Source organism: Rhodoferax sp. (assembly GCF_030653815.1).
Taxonomy (GTDB): domain Bacteria; phylum Pseudomonadota; class Gammaproteobacteria; order Burkholderiales; family Burkholderiaceae_C; genus Rhodoferax.
Genome location: NZ_JAURYQ010000036.1, coordinates 169804 through 184755 on the forward strand (window position 1 = coordinate 169804; position 14952 = coordinate 184755).

Below are 14952 nucleotides of genomic sequence, written 5' to 3' on the forward strand. Positions count from 1 at the left end.
ATAGAATCGTTAGTTGATAGCGGCCTGGGTCCGCACCACCGATTGGCCATCGGAATTTGCCAGTTCAGAACATGGATGCTCGGGAAGTGGCCCTGCCTTTTGCTGGTTGAAAACTGGAGTAAAAATTGATTGCAAAGTCCTATCGATGGGAACTCAGTGCTGTGGCGCTGGCTGCGCTTTTGGCCTTAAGCGGATCCAACGCGATGGCCCTGTCGCTGGGGCGAATCACGGTTCAGTCGGCTCTTGGGGAGCCCTTGAGCGCAGAGATTGATATTGCGGACATCAATGTCGACGAGGCCGCTTCGCTGAAAGTTCAGCTCGCCTCGCCGGCCAATTTCAAGTCGGCGGGCCTTGACTACAGTCCGGTGCTCACCGGCCTCAGGATGGCGTTGCAAAAACGCGCCGATGGTCGCTCCTACTTGCGCCTCAGCAGTGACCGGCTGGTTCAGGAACCTTTTGTTGACCTGATCCTCGACGTGGGTTGGCAAAGCGGTCGCCTGGTGCGCAACTACACCCTGTTGTTTGATCCGCCAAACATGCGCCCCGCACCCGCACCTGCGGCGCGGCCACTCTCGGTTCCGTTGGCGGCGCCGCTGTCGTCGCCACCGCCTGCGGCAGAGCCACGCGTGGTCCAAGCGCCGCGTCCGGTCGCACCCACCAGCCCAACCGTTGCGCGTCAGCCTGCCGCGGCCGCTGAAGTCAAATCTGTGCCCCCGGCGCCTCCCGCGGCATCTTCGGTCCATGGCGAGCAGCGCCTGGTCCGGGTGCGACCCGGTGACAGCGCCAGCAAGATCGCCATGACGCACCGCTTGTCCAATGTGTCGCTGGACCAGATGCTGGTCGCCATGCAGCGCGGCAACCCCAATGCCTTTATCGAGGGCAATGTCAATCGCATCAAGGCCGGCGCCATCGTGGCCTTGCCCACTGAAAAACAGGCGATTGCCGTGTCGCCAGCGCAGGCAAATCAAATCATCACCGCGCAAAGCCAGGACTTCAATCGCTACCGTCAGGCGCTTGCCAGCGGCGCGGGTGTGACCCAGCAGGCACCTGCCGAACGCACGGTGAGCGGCGCTATTCAGGGCTCGGTCGAGGACAAAAAGCCTGCGTCACAAGCACCAGACAAGTTGACCCTGTCCAAGGGTTCGGTTCAGAGTGCCACCGATCTGGAGCAAATGGCTCTGGCCCGCAACGCCGAAGACAATGCCAAGCGGGCAGCCCAGATCAGTCAAAACACCAGTGAGCTCAATCAACTGGCACAAACGGCGGCGTCCATGGCCGCGGCGGCTGCGTCTGGCACTGCTGCAGGTGCTGCCGCTTCATCGGTTGCAGCGCCTGCTTTGGTGCCCGGTGTTCAACAGCCGGTGGCCCCGGCGCTGCCAGCGACTGCCCCGGTCACCGCACCCGCCTCAGGCTTTCTGGATGAGCTGCTTGACAACCCCTTGCTGCCGGCAAGTGCCGCCGCCCTGATCTTGTTATTGGCCGGTCTGGGCTTTTACAAGGTCCGCCAGCGCCAGAAAAAGGTGCCTGCTGACAGTTCCTTCATGGAAAGCAGTTTTCAGGCAGAGTCATTTTTTGGCGACAGTGGTGGCCAAAAAGTCGAGACGCAAGAGACCGCCGGAACCAGCTCGGCCATGATGTATTCGGCCAGCCAGCTGGATGGGGCGCAAGACTCTGACCCAGTCGCTGAGGCCGATGTCTACATGGCCTACGGTCGCGATGTTCAGGCGGAGGAAGTCCTGAAGGAGGCCTTGCTCAAGCAACCCGAGCGCGTCGCGATCCATCAGAAATTGCTGGCTATTTACGCCAAGCGCCAGGATGCACCAGCTTATGCGGCCATGGCGGCTTTGGCGCATCCGCTGCTCAAGAACAACGAGCCGCAATGGGCTGAGGTTTGCGCTGCAGGCATGGCCCTGGAGCCGGGTAACCCTCTGTACCTTGCAGGAGGTCAACCCGTTGCTGTCGTGCCCGCATCAGCTGCGCCAGACTCGCCATTGCCCTCTTTCCCAACGCTGCCCGTGTTGCCAACGGTGGCTGCTGCGGTGGCTGCAGTGGCTCCCATGGCGCCTGTGCAGCCAGCCGAGACCCGGGATGACAGTGCGCTGGATCTCGATTTCGATCTTGATTTTTCCCTGGACTCCGCACCTCCTGCAAAGGCGCCTGAGCCTGCCACGGTCGCGCCGCCGGCGGCGCCTGCCCCTGAGGCGCCCGCTGCTGCATCGCCGGCCGCCCCGGCGGCTGCCAGTGCGCCGCTGGACATGCTGGAGTTTGACTTTGACTCCCTGTCGCTCGATCTGGACGACAGTGACGTGGTTCCAACCAAGCAGCCGCCGCTGGCGGGCGCCGATGGCTTGGAATCAAAACTGGCACTGGCCGAGGAGTTCAGGGCCAATGGCGACGCTGACGGCGCCAAGGAACTGATTCAGCAGGTTCTGAATGAGGCGGACGGTGACCTCAAGGCCCGGGCGCAGCAGGCACTGAGCCAGCTTTGATGGTTTTCACGGATGGAAGGTGAGCCGTCCGCAGGGGTCCGTGTTGCCTTGGGCATCAGCTACCACGGCGGCCACTACCAGGGCTGGCAAAGTCAGCTGTCCGGGAAAACTGTGCAGGACCAGTTGGAGGCAGCCCTGTCCCGTTTTGCCAACCACCGGGTCTCCACCCTGTGTGCCGGCCGTACCGACGCCGGTGTCCATGGCCTGATGCAGGTGGTGCACTTTGACACCCCGCTGGATCGGCCCGAGGTCGCATGGGTGCGAGGCCCCAACGCCTTGTTGCCGCGCGACATCGCAGTGCAGTGGGCCCGGGTGGTGCCCAAAGCCTTCCATTGCCGGGCCAGTGCGGTGTCGCGGCGCTACGTTTATGTGGTGATGCAGTCGCCGGTGCGCCCCAGCCTGGATCGGGGCCGGGTGGGCTGGGTTTACCGCCCGCTGCAGCTTGAGGTGATGCAGCAAGCTGCGCAGCAACTCATCGGCGAGCATGATTTCACCTCGTTTCGCGCCAGTGCCTGTCAGGCCCTGTCGCCGGTCAAGCACATGCGGCGCATTGCCATTTCGCAGCGCGGTGCTTACTGGCGTTTCGAGTTTGAGGCCAATGCGTTTTTGCACCATATGATTCGCAACATCATGGGCTGCCTGCTTTATATTGGCGAGCAGCGCCAGCCGCCTGAATGGATCAACGCTGTGTTGGCTGCGCGCGACCGCGACGCCGCAGCACCCACCTTTTCGCCCGATGGCCTGTACTTTTTGGGGCCGCGTTATGACCCGCATTGGGGCTTGCCTGAAGACTCCCCCCTGCTGGATGGATTGCCATGAACCCACTGATTGAACCTGCCCTGCCTGGCCTGCACCGCACCCGCATCAAGGTCTGCGGCCTCACGCGCGAGGCTGATGTGGACGCGGCCGTGGTCGCCGGCGTCGATGCGCTGGGCTTTGTGCTGTATGCCAAAAGCCCGCGCGCGGTCTCGCCCCAGCGCGCGGCCGAACTGGCGCGCCGCTTGCCACCCTTTGTCACCCCGGTGCTGCTGTTTGTCAATGAAACCCTGGCCGACATCCGTGCTGCCTGCGCCCTGGTGCCCGGTGCCCTGTTGCAGTTCCATGGCGATGAAACACCGCAAGACTGCCGGGCTGCCAGCGCGGCATGCCAGCGCCCGTACCTGCGCGCCGCCCGTATTCCCCTCGGTGAAGCCGGCCGCAGCTTTGATCTCTTAAAATTCGCGCAAGATTATTCACAGGCCCAAGGCCTCCTGCTCGACGCGCAAGTGGACGGGTATGGCGGTGGCGGACACGCATTCAATTGGTCACTGCTTCCTCCAAACGTCAACGCTCACCTCGTCTTGAGTGGTGGGCTCAGCGCTGCCAACGTGACCGACGGCATCCTGCAACTGCGACCGCGCTGCAACACGCTGGCGGTTGACATCAGTTCCGGGGTCGAAGTGCCAGGTCAAAAAGGCATCAAGGACCCCATGCGAATCCGTGAATTTGTGGCCGCCGTGCGGCGTGCCGATCACCACATCAACCATTTGAGTTAACCATGTTCGATTACCAACAACCCGACTTGCGGGGTCACTTTGGCATCTACGGTGGCAGTTTTGCCTCCGAGACGCTGACCCACGCCCTCAACGAACTCAAGGCGGCCTACGCCAAGTACCAGTTCGATCCCGAGTTCGTGGCTGAATTCAACTACGAGCTGGCGCATTTTGTCGGCCGCCCAAGCCCCATTTACCACGCTGCGCGCATGAGCCGGGAGCAGGGTGGCGCGCAGATCTTTTTGAAGCGTGAAGACCTCAATCACACCGGTGCCCACAAGATCAACAACACCATCGGCCAGGCCATGTTGGCCAAGCGCATGGGCAAGCCGCGCATCATTGCCGAAACCGGTGCCGGCCAGCACGGTGTGGCCACCGCCACCATCTGTGCCCGTTATGGCCTGGAATGTGTGGTCTACATGGGCAGCGAAGACGTCAAGCGCCAGAGCCCCAACGTCTACCGCATGAAATTGCTCGGCGCCACCGTGGTGCCGGTCACCAGCGGCAGTTGTACCCTGAAAGACGCGCTCAATGAAGCCATGCGCGACTGGGTCGCCAACGTCGACAACACCTTCTACATCATCGGCACCGTGGCCGGCCCGCACCCCTACCCGATGATGGTGCGGGATTTCCAGAGTGTCATCGGCAAGGAATGCTTGGTGCAAATGCCCGAGATGCTCCAGGCCGCCGGTTGCGCCACTGGCCAGCCCGATGCGGTGTTGGCCTGCGTGGGTGGTGGCAGCAATGCCATGGGCATTTTTCACCCTTATATTGCGCATGAAGCCACCCAGCTGATCGGTGTGGAAGCGGCAGGCGAGGGCATGGACTCTGGCCGCCACTCGGCCTCCATCCAGCGCGGCAGCCCCGGCGTGTTGCACGGCAACCGCACCTATGTGCTGCAGGACGACAACGGCCAGGTGACCGAGACCCACAGCATCAGCGCCGGCCTGGATTACCCCGGTGTCGGCCCCGAGCACGCGTTCCTGAATGACATTGGCCGCGCGCAATACGTTGGCATCACCGACACCGAGGCGTTGGCCGCTTTCCATTACCTGTGCCGCACCGAGGGCATCATCCCGGCGCTCGAATCCAGCCACGCCGTGGCCTACGCCATGAAACTGGCGAAAACCATGCGCACCGACCAGTCGATCCTGGTCAACCTGTCGGGTCGGGGTGACAAGGACATCGGCACCGTGGCCGACCTCAGCCACGCCGATTTCTTTTGTCGACCGAGTTGTCAGGGCCAGTCGGTCAAGGGCGGCCTGGCCGCTGACGAAGCCATTGTGAAGGTTGTCAAATGAGCCGCATTGCCGCCACGTTCACCCAATTGCAAGCCCAGGGCCGCAAGGCGCTGATTCCGTTTGTCACCGCGGGTTTCCCGTACCCCGACGTCACTCCGGAGCTGATGCACGCCATGGTCGCGGGCGGTGCCGATGTGATTGAGCTCGGCGTACCGTTCTCCGACCCCAGCGCCGACGGCCCGGTCATTCAAAAAGCGGGTGACAAGGCGCTGGCCGCCGGCATCGGTCTGGTGCAGGTGCTGGTCATGGTGCGTGAATTCCGCCAGACCAACAACAGCACCCCGGTGGTGCTGATGGGCTACGCCAACCCGGTTGAGCGTTACAGCCAGAAACACCGGCGTGTCGATGCGAAAGCGGGAACCAGTGCCTTTGTGCAAGATGCCGCAGCGGCCGGGGTCGATGGTGTGCTCATTGTCGACTACCCGCCCGAAGAATGCGAAGAGTTTGCCGCTGAACTCAAGGCAAACCAGATGGACCTGATCTTTTTGCTGGCGCCCACGTCGACCGACGAACGCATGCAGCAGGTCGCGCGTATTGCCAGTGGTTACGTCTATTACGTGTCGCTCAAAGGTGTCACCGGTTCCGGGGCGCTCGACATCGATGCGGTCGAGGCCATGCTGCCGCGCATTCGCCAACACGTCAGTGTGCCCGTGGGTGTGGGCTTTGGCATTCGCGACGCCGCCACCGCCCGCGCCATCAGCCGGGTGGCTGACGCGGTGGTGATCGGCAGCCGTATCATTCAGTTGATTGACGCGCAGCCACGTGACCAGGTTGCCGCCACGGCCGAGGCGTTCTTGCGCGACATCCGCACCGCGCTCGATTCATAATTTGCCATCTTTCCAAGAAGACGAACAAGGACACATCATGAGTTGGCTCGAAAAATTGCTTCCCCCCAAAATCCAGCACACCAACCCCGAGGACCGGCGCAGCGTGCCCGAGGGCCTGTGGATCAAATGCCCCAGTTGCGACACGGTGCTCTACAAGACCGACCTGGAGCAAAACCAGAACGTCTGCCCAAGCTGCAGCCACCATCACCGCATCGGTGCGCGGGCCCGGCTGAACGCTTTTCTGGACAACGAAGGCCGCTATGAAATTGGCCAGGAAGTCCTGCCAGTGGATGCGCTCAAGTTCAAGGACAGCCGTAAGTACCCCGAGCGCCTGAAGGAAGCGCTGGAAAACACCGGTGAGACCGATGCCCTGGTGGTCATGGGTGGCTCGGTGCTGGGCATTGGCCTGGTGGCGGCCTGTTTTGAATTTGAATTCATGGGAGGCAGCATGGGCAGCGTGGTGGGCGAGCGCTTTGTGCGCGGCGTGCATACCGCCATCGAGCAAAAAGTGCCGTTTGTGTGCTTCACCGCCACCGGTGGTGCGCGCATGCAGGAAGGCTTGCTCTCGCTGATGCAGATGGCCAAGACCAACGCCTCACTGACCCATCTGGCCAAGAAAGGCCTGCCCTATATCAGCGTGCTGACCGACCCGACCATGGGCGGTGTCAGTGCCGGTTTTGCCTTTTTGGGGGATGTGGTGATTGCCGAGCCCAAGGCCCTGATCGGCTTTGCCGGCCCGCGCGTGATCGAATCCACCGTGCGCGTCACGCTGCCCGAAGGTTTTCAGCGCGCCGAGTTTTTGCAGACCAAGGGTGCGGTGGACCTGATTTGTGACCGCCGCGAGTTGCGCAAAACCATCGCCAACACGCTGGCCATGCTGACGCGCCAGAGTGCGGATGCGGTGGCTTAGGGCCGCTGTTTGAATGTGGTCGCCAACAGGAATCATAAACAAGGCTGTAGGCCGCATGAATCCTAGCTTTTCGTCGTGAGGTGGCAAAATGTACCCCTAAATGTACCCCCAACTCGCGAAGGATACCCCCATCATGGCCCTGACTGATGCCCAACTGCGCAACCTGACCGAACCCGGTAAACACTTCGACGGCGGGGGCCTTTATTTGGATTTGACCAAGGCGGGCGGCAAATACTGGCGTTTGAAGTACAGATTCGGCGGCCGTGAAAAACTATTAGCCTTTGGAACCTACCCGGCTGTTAGCCTGAAGGCCGCACGCGACAAAGCCAACCAAGCCCGAAAGACCTTGCAAGATGGCCGCGACCCCGGCGCCCAACGCAAGGCCGAAAAAGCCAAGATCGTTTACGAAACCGCAAACACCCTTGAGGCGGTTTCCCGTGCCTGGCTGTCACACCAGGCCGCCCGCTGGGCAACGATCACACACGACCGAATCGAGGCATCCCTCAAAGCGGACATTTTCCCGGCACTGGGTGCCCGACCTGTTGCCGGCATCAAGCCCGGCGAAATCATGGCGGCCGTCAAAAAGGTCGAAGCCCGTGGCGCTGCTGAACAGGCCGACCGGGTGCTGAAGCGGGTCAAAGCCATTTACCGCTGGGCAGTGACCCATGAACGCATCGAATCCAATCCGATGGTTGACCTGATGCCCGGCGAAATCTTGAAGCCCCGCAATGTCACGCACCGGGCCGCCCTGGCAGACAGCGACCTGCCCGCGTTCCTGGCCAAACTGGCAACCTACCAAGGCGACCCCAACACGGTGCACGCTTTGCGGCTGCTGATGCTGACAGCGACCCGCCCGGGCGAAACACGCGGCGCACGGTGGGCAGAATTCGACCTCGACGCGGCGCTGTGGATCATCCCGGCAGAGCGTATGAAAATGAAGATCGAACACCGGGTGCCACTGTCAACCCAAGCCGTTGCACTTCTGCGCACCATGCAAACCCTGAGCGGCGGCCGTGAGCTGGTATTCCCCAGCCCAACCTACCCCAGCAAGCCCCTGAGCGAAAACACCTTCAATTCAGCCCTGGCAAACATGGGTTTCAAAGGCACGGCAACCGCCCACGGTTTCCGGGCGCTGTTTTCCACGGTGGCCAATGAATGCAACTGGAACCCCGACGCGATAGAACGCCAGCTTGCCCACTTGGAAAAAAACGGCGTGCGGGCTGCCTACCATCGTTCGACCTACCTTGAAGACCGCGCCAAGCTGATGCAGTGGTGGGCGGACTACCTCGACGGCCGCAAGACAGGCAAGGTTTTGAAAATGAAAAAGCGGGCCGCCTGATGACCCCGCCCGGCATGTTTTGCCACGTTTCCAGGCTGCTAAAACCTGAAAACACTGGGACACTGAGGACAAAACGCCAGAACCTAGCAACCATGCGGGTTAGCGGCCAATTGGCGACTGAGGACAAAGTGGGGACAAAGTGCGGACAAAGTGAGGACACTTTTATATGATGAAAATGAATTCAATCATTCATACATACTCTTTGCCCCTTGCCCGGCCCCCATTCCGGGCCGCCCGGTGCTTTGCCGGGTTACTGCGAACGCTTGCAAATTTGAGCGCAAAGGGGCTTCCCCTTGGAACCAATCAACGGGCGGCCGTGTTGCTGACAGCGCCAGCAAATACCGTTTTTCTGTCAATCGGCCGCCTGTGGATAACTTTTGCAGCATCCGTTTTCTGCAAAGTGCCTAAAAAATGGGCACGGTGGATAACGTTTGCAAGTGCATGAATTCATTGAATATTCCCGATAATGTGCATAAAGTTATTCATTTTCTCTACTTCATACGACCGGTATTATGTTAACTAGTGTGCTGTTTTAAACGTATATTGCACACTTACGGGAATGTCGCTACACTCACAACATGCAAACTAAGGACAAACAAATGACTCTTGAAGAACTTGACGCTGCATTGCTGGCGCTGGGCTGGAAGGTAAGCGACTTTTGCCGGGCGACTGGCCTGCACCGCAACACCCCCAGCCGCTGGCGCAATGAGGGCGTGCCGATACCTGGCTGGGTGCCCAAACACTTGACCCTACTTCTTGAAATAAAGCGTCTGAGCGCTTCCTATTTGGTCCCACCAAAAGACAGCGCCAGCGAATGAAAAACGCGAAGCCCTGGCGCGTTTGACCAGGGCAAAAAGGCGGGGCCGGGCAGTGGTGACACACTACCCAGCCCCTGACCACCAACAATCGACAAAGGATTGAAAATGGCTGCTGTGGAATCTACACCAAAAACACCCCGCCGGGCACGGCGTGCAAGCCCCGAGGCCAGCGAATGCATTCCCGCCTATGGTGCTGGCGCTGGCGTGCTGTCATTCCGGCACGGGCTGCGAGTGCGTGAGCGCAACGCGATTGACAAGGCGATAGCCATTGTTGGGCGCTGCCTGGCCTTGGACCGGACAACATTCGCCACGCCTGACGCGGTGAAAACTTACCTTCAATTGCAGCTATCCGGGGAACAGGTAGAACGCTTTGCCGTGCTGTTTTTGGACGTGCAAAACCGCTTCATTGCATTTGAAGTGATGTTCACGGGCACACTGGCACAAACGAGTGTTTACCCCCGTGAAGTTGTTATGGCCGCCCTGGCGCATGGTGCGTCGGCCGTGATACTTTCCCACAATCACCCAAGTGGAAGCGTGCAACCCAGCCGGGCAGACGAGATGCTGACGCAAACCCTGAAACAAACGCTGGCGCTGATTGATGTGCGGGTGTTGGATCATGTGATCGTGGCACCCCGTGGCGCCCTGAGCATGGCAGAGCGGGGCCTGCTGTAACCCTGCAAAAGTTTTGCCACGTCTAGCCCACGGCTGATCCCCAAGGGCGAAAAGCGGGAAACCTTCACCCGCCTGGCGCTGGCACCCTATGAAGGCCGCACCTGAAGGGGTGGCGATGGCGAAACCAACGAAAAGCCCAAGCGAAAGGGCATCCGCCCGGCTTGTAGGGCTGATTCGCAAAACAGGCACCCAAGCTGGCGAGTCTGGCCAGTTTGACCCCTGGCAACATGCTGAAATTGAATTCAAATTTAGAGCATTGCAAAACACCCCTGCGCCAGCAAGTGAAGCCGACAAAGCTGTTGTACTTGAATATTCCCGCCGGGAAGATATTGAAAATGCCGCCGATAACGCATGGGCAGGGCCGCTACTGCACCGTCCAAAATTTCAGGTAATGGCGGCCAAAAAGTGTCTTGAAAAACAAAAAGACATTGAATCGGGCGATGGCTTTTCGGTCATGGAATCAGTAGCGCAATGTGCCGCCCACGGGCTTGTTTTGCCCGCTTGGCTAGCAGCCTCTTTTATCGAGCGTTATGAACGCGTGTTGTCTGGTGCATCAAAGGGCTGGGGTGAATCTGATGCATTCGGCTCTGTTGTGCCCAAAGGTCAAAATATTGCTAGGGTAGTTGCAAACGCTAAATTTAAACCTTGGGCGTATGAAGTTGCATTGGAGTTGCTTGCAGACCACCCGCAGCGACCAATCGACGCCGGTTTTTTTGAGGATGTCGGGGAGCAGATTGGACGCAAAAGCACAACGGTTCAAGCCCTCATAAAACACCACTGTAGCGACGGTCTTTTTGCACCATTGAAGTACGTCAAAGATGAACTTTTGACAGGCAAAACACTTGAAGAAGTCGTATCCAATTGGGGACATATCCAACACGAACTAAGCTTAAAAAAAATGGATTTTGAACACGACAGTTTAGGCAACCTAGTTGAAATCGATGTCAAATAATTTTGAACTTTTTGAGATTACAAAAACATAGCCATTAAATCTAATGGGCACCTTAACAACTTTCATAGGTGCCCCATGCGTTCAAACGAACATCCCCAGCCCGTGCAAACCATGCCCGGCGCAAACCCCAGCAACCAACGCGGCCGCGTGTCAGCAACACCCCCCCAGCCTGATCGACTGATCCGTCTGCATGAAGTTTGCGCCCTGACCTCAGTTGGAAAAACTTCCGTGTACTCTATCGAGGGTTTCCCGAAACGCGTGCAACTGTCCCGCCGGGCTGTTGGCTGGCGCTTGTCCGAAGTGCAGGCATGGATTGAAACCCGCGTTCAAGCTGGTGGCCAGTAAGGTGCACCCATGCCAGTGCAAACGCGTGAACAGGACGCAAGCCGAACCACGCTTGCAATCAGGCGTGAGTCCTTCGACTACGGCAACAAAAAGCCCAACCGCATTCCCCCGGCAGATTCACCAAACCGGCCGCAATTGGCCCGACTTTGGGTGGCTGCTTTTACGGCTGCCAACAAGCGCCGGCACCTGAAAACCTTCACTTATGGTGGGCGGCGGTATGGCGTGATTTATCTCGGGTTTTTGTTGTGTGTGGCGGACTGGCAAACCCGGCGCGTCTTAGTAAAACCGCCTGCATCCATGGCCGCCCTGGCTGCCATTGTGGGTTCTGAAAAGGTAGCGTACCAATGACACCAGGCACCATCACCAAGCCACACCACGACACCCGCCCGGCACAGATTGAACGGGTGGCTGATTTTCTTGAACAACACCCCCACAGCACGGCAAAAGAAATCGACGCGGCGTGTGATGTTGGCAGTGTGACCAAGGTCATTTCAGACATGCGCGGCCTGGGTTATGACATTGGCCGTGCCTGGCGCTGGCGCGATGTTTCATGCGCTGGCGATGGACGTTCGCGCATGGTGCGCACGTATGCACTGATCTACCGCCCCAACACCCAGCCCGACCTATTCACCCCCCTATGAAAACCATCATCACCCCCGACTTGATCCGGGCCGCCCTGCAACATGTCCCGGCAAATCTTGCCCGCGATGAATGGGCACGGGTGGGCATGGCGATTAAATCCGAATACCCCGATGACACGGGCCGCGAGCTGTTCACCGAATGGAGCGCCACGGCGGACGGTTTCGACCTTAAGGCCACGCGTTCTACCTGGCAGAGCATCAAGGCGGGCGGCGGTGTTGGCATTGGTACGCTGTTGCACCTGGCCAAATCAAACGGGTTCACTCTGCCCAAGCCTGATCAAGCGCCAGCAAAACCAGATCCCGCCACGGTGGCACGCCTGGCCAGTGAGCGGGCCGCCCGGCAACAAGCCGAACAAGCCAACGAACAAGCCCGCCACGACCACGCCAGCAACGAGGCCGCGCTACTGTGGCAGGCTGCCAGCGAATCAGGCGAAAGCCCCTACCTGACACGCAAGGGCGTTCAACCGTATGGCGTGCGGTTTGCGTCTGATGGCTGCGTGTTGGTGCCCATGGTTGACACGGTGGGCAAACTGTGGAACGTGCAACGCATATTTCCCCGCAAACCTGCGAATGTTGGCACCGACAAAATGGGTTTGAAGGGTGCCCGAAAATCAGGCTGTTTTCATTGGTGCGGTGATCCGGCGGGCGCTTCGGTGCTGCTGGTGGCTGAAGGTTACGCCACGGCTGCCAGCCTGCACCAGGCCACGGGCCGCCCGGTGGCGGTGGCGTTTGACGCTGGCAACCTGCCCCACGTGGCAAAGGCATTGCACCAGGCGCATCCGGCCGCGCTGATCGTGATTTGTGGCGATGATGACACCGACACCCACGCCAAAACAGGCAACAACCCCGGCCGCGACAAAGCCACGGCGGCCGCCCGTGCGGTGACTGGCCTGGCTGTTTTTCCTGAAGGATTGCCCGCTGGCGCCAGTGACTTCAACGACTGGCACGCGGCCGCCGGGCTTGACGCGGTGCGGGCATGTATCGAGGCCGCCATCGATGCGCACCAAGCAGCGAAAACGGCCGCACAGTCAACGCAAACCGCAAGGCAAGGCAACCCCCCAACGCGAAGCAAAACAAGGCCAGTGGGCCGAATGCTGGCCAGATGTTTGACCCGTTCACGGTTGACGATTCCGGCGTTTGGTTTTGCGGTGCTGACCAGGACGGCAAACGCAAGCCGCCCGAATGGATTTGCAGCCCCTTGACTGTGGAAGCCTTCACCCGTGACCAGGACGGCGGCGGCTGGGGTTACTACCTGGCCTTTGCTGATCCGCTGGGGATCCAAAAGAATTGGGCCATGCCCGCCCGCATGTTGTCCGCCGATGGCGGCGAATACCGCGCCACGCTGTTAAACATGGGCCTGCGCATTGCGACCACGCCCCGCGCCCGTAACCTGCTTACCCAATATTTGCAGAGCCGCACCCCTGAAGAATTTGCAAGCTGTACCGACCGCATAGGCTGGCACAACGGCCGCGCCTTTGTGCTGCCAAAAGAAACTATTGGTGACAGTGGTGAACGCATCGTTTTTCAGAGCGACAACGCGGTAGAAAACACATTCCGAAGCAAGGGCACCCCTGACCAATGGCGCGACCGTGTAGGCGTTATGTGTGTTGGCAATAGCCGCCTGGCCTTTGCGGTGGCGTGTGCGTTTGCCGGGCCGCTGCTGCGCCCTGCCAACATGGAAAGCGGCGGTTTTCATTACCGTGGCGACAGTTCCAGCGGCAAGACCACGGCGTTAAAGCTGGCTGCCAGTGTGTACGGTGGCACCAGTTATTTGCAGCGGTGGCGGGCAACAGATAACGCCCTCGAGGCCATAGCCGCCCAACATTCGGACTGTCTGCTGATCCTTGACGAGCTGGCACAGATTGACCCCAAGACGGCGGGCGAATGCGCCTACATGCTGGCCAACGAACAAGGCAAGGCACGCGCTACCCGCACGGGCACACCACGCACCCGGCAGGCATGGCGGCTGCTGTTTCTGAGTGCGGGTGAATTGGGCCTGGCTGATCACATGGCTGAAGGCATGAAGCGCACCCGCACCGGGCAGGAAGTGCGCATGGCAGACATTCCGGCCGATGCTGGAGCTGGCTTCGGTGCGTTCGAGGATCTGCACACGGCCGCGAATGGCGCTGTCTTTGCAAAGCACGTCACCACCCAAGCCCAAACGGTTTACGGTGCCACGGGCCGCGCCTGGCTGCAATGGTTGACAGAACACACAGACACCCTCAAGGCCAGCATTCGCACCAGGGCAGACACATTGGCCGCACGCCTGATCCCTGCCAACGCAAGCGGGCAGGTTGAACGCGTAGGGGCACGCTTTGCGCTGGTGGGTGCGGCGGGTGAGCTGGCCACGGCGGCGGGCCTGACAGGCTGGCCAGTGGGTGAAAGCGAACAGGCGGCCGCTGCCTGCTTTAATGCCTGGCTGTCTGCCCGTGGTGGCAGTGGCAATGGTGAGATCGTGGGCATGCTGCGACAGGTGCGGCGGTTTCTTGAATTGAACGCCGAAGGCCGCTTTGCCATGTGGCACCGGGGCAGTGATGACCACGCCCCCAAGACCCTGAACCGGGCAGGCGTGCGGCGCATGTTGGGCAGTGATGGCGCACCCATCAAATCCAATAGCCAATTCGGTGCAGAGTTTGGGGACAGGATCACCGCTACCCAAGGCGAAGAAGTGTCGTTCGAATATTTCATTCTTGCCGAAACGTTCCGGGTTGAAGTGTGTGCAGGGTTTGATTACCGGGCCGTGTGCCGTGTGTTGCTGGAACATGGCTGCCTTACCCCTGACAGCGGCCGCCCGTTCGACTGTAGGCAGCGCCTGCCCGGCATTGGCCCTGCAACCTGTTACCGGATACCGCCCGCTATCTTTGAGCTTGACCTATGAACGCCCGCCCGATGCTCGCAAGACCTGGCCAGCATGCAACCGAATGGAACGCGTGAGCATGTGCCGGGCCGCGTGTGGGCGGCGGTGCGGTAGAGACACACTCGCGCTAAAAAATGGCATGTGTGTGTGGCACCAGGCACCAAATCAAGCAACAACTGAACGCATGCGAACGGTAACAAAAATGAGTGTCGCAGTTGTCGCAGTCCTGAAGTCAATAGTGCGTACAAAAAAAACCAATGAAATCAACG

The 14952-nt window shown here is 60.0% G+C and carries 13 protein-coding genes and 1 pseudogene; all 14 read left to right on the top strand.

Translation table 11 applies throughout. The features are described from left to right. Positions 1–125: 125 nt before the first annotated feature. The 14 genes and pseudogenes from Q7U49_RS12470 to Q7U49_RS12530 all read left to right on the top strand — a co-directional run bounded on the left by Q7U49_RS12470 (position 126) and on the right by Q7U49_RS12530 (position 14704). Complete coding sequence (locus tag Q7U49_RS12470; protein ID WP_304764587.1) at positions 126–2489, top strand: FimV family protein; 2364 nt, start codon at positions 126–128, stop codon at positions 2487–2489. A 12-nt stretch (positions 2490–2501) separates the two neighbouring features. After that, positions 2502–3308: a tRNA pseudouridine(38-40) synthase TruA gene (gene truA, locus Q7U49_RS12475; RefSeq protein ID WP_304764588.1), complete on the top strand. Its 807-nt coding sequence runs from the start codon at positions 2502–2504 to the stop codon at positions 3306–3308. Next, positions 3305–4024 carry a phosphoribosylanthranilate isomerase gene (locus Q7U49_RS12480; protein ID WP_304764589.1) on the top strand — a complete coding sequence of 240 codons (720 nt, stop codon included), beginning with the start codon at positions 3305–3307 and terminating at the stop codon, positions 4022–4024. The genes truA and Q7U49_RS12480 overlap by 4 nt, the downstream gene beginning before the upstream one ends. Before the next feature lie 2 nt (positions 4025–4026). Next, the gene (gene trpB, locus Q7U49_RS12485) at positions 4027–5322 is read left to right on the top strand and encodes a tryptophan synthase subunit beta (protein WP_304764590.1); all 1296 of its coding nucleotides are present in this window, start codon (positions 4027–4029) and stop codon (positions 5320–5322) included. After that, positions 5319–6149, top strand: a complete 831-nt coding sequence (trpA, locus tag Q7U49_RS12490; RefSeq protein ID WP_304764591.1) for a tryptophan synthase subunit alpha — start codon at positions 5319–5321, stop codon at positions 6147–6149. Before trpB ends, trpA begins: the two co-directional genes overlap by 4 nt. Positions 6150–6186: 37 nt before the next feature. Continuing rightward, entirely contained in the window at positions 6187–7059 is an 873-nt protein-coding gene (accD, locus tag Q7U49_RS12495; RefSeq protein WP_304764592.1) for an acetyl-CoA carboxylase, carboxyltransferase subunit beta, read from the top strand. Positions 7060–7192: 133 nt separating this feature from the next. After that, complete coding sequence (locus tag Q7U49_RS12500; protein ID WP_304764593.1) at positions 7193–8398, top strand: integrase arm-type DNA-binding domain-containing protein; 1206 nt, start codon at positions 7193–7195, stop codon at positions 8396–8398. Between the two features lie 578 nt (positions 8399–8976). Next, entirely contained in the window at positions 8977–9216 is a 240-nt protein-coding gene (locus Q7U49_RS12505) for a hypothetical protein (protein WP_304764594.1), read from the top strand. A gap of 309 nt (positions 9217–9525) precedes the next feature. Beyond that, positions 9526–9888 (top strand): annotated as a pseudogene (locus Q7U49_RS12510) (JAB domain-containing protein); the annotation flags it as partial. An 88-nt stretch (positions 9889–9976) separates the two neighbouring features. Then, positions 9977–10840: a hypothetical protein gene (locus tag Q7U49_RS12515; RefSeq protein ID WP_304764595.1), complete on the top strand. Its 864-nt coding sequence runs from the start codon at positions 9977–9979 to the stop codon at positions 10838–10840. A 111-nt stretch (positions 10841–10951) separates the two neighbouring features. Further along, positions 10952–11185, top strand: coding sequence for a helix-turn-helix transcriptional regulator (locus Q7U49_RS17455; RefSeq protein WP_370654005.1), 234 nt, complete (start codon positions 10952–10954; stop codon positions 11183–11185). Positions 11186–11529: 344 nt separating this feature from the next. After that, entirely contained in the window at positions 11530–11826 is a 297-nt protein-coding gene (locus Q7U49_RS12520) for a helix-turn-helix domain-containing protein (protein ID WP_304764596.1), read from the top strand. Next, positions 11823–13028 carry a PriCT-2 domain-containing protein gene (locus Q7U49_RS12525; protein WP_304764597.1) on the top strand — a complete coding sequence of 402 codons (1206 nt, stop codon included), beginning with the start codon at positions 11823–11825 and terminating at the stop codon, positions 13026–13028. The genes Q7U49_RS12520 and Q7U49_RS12525 overlap by 4 nt, the downstream gene beginning before the upstream one ends. After that, positions 12929–14704 (top strand): DUF927 domain-containing protein, encoded by a 1776-nt coding sequence (locus tag Q7U49_RS12530; protein ID WP_304764598.1) that lies wholly within the window; start codon positions 12929–12931, stop codon positions 14702–14704. Before Q7U49_RS12525 ends, Q7U49_RS12530 begins: the two co-directional genes overlap by 100 nt. Positions 14705–14952 lie beyond the last annotated feature (248 nt).